Annotated in this window: 1 protein-coding gene; it reads left to right on the plus strand. The window is 48.8% G+C overall.

Translation table 11 applies throughout. The features are described from left to right. Nucleotides 1-285: hypothetical protein (locus AB4496_RS14255; protein ID WP_372131203.1), on the plus strand; the 285-nt coding region annotated here is incomplete at both ends.

Here is a 285-nt window from a genome sequence, read left to right on the forward strand (position 1 = left end):
TTGATTTGCTTAACAAGAGCAGTGAACTGAGCGAGCAGTTAAAAGCGAAGTTGGTTCAAGCTGAACAAGCAAGAACCAAAGGCCGCGATGGCTTGAAGCAAGCTCGCGAACAGATGAACCAATACAACCAAGTATTGGCGGCACTGAAGAGCTCACATCAAGCGAAGCAAGAAACGGTTCAAGAGTTTAAACAAGAGCTACAAGAGTTCGGCGTAAACGCTGACGAAGGCGCTGAAGAGCGTGCTGTACGTCGTCGTGACGAGCTTCAAGAGCGTCTGCACACAT

The sequence above is a fragment of the Vibrio sp. 10N.222.46.A1 genome, from assembly GCF_041473595.1.
GTDB lineage: Bacteria > Pseudomonadota > Gammaproteobacteria > Enterobacterales > Vibrionaceae > Vibrio > Vibrio tasmaniensis_A.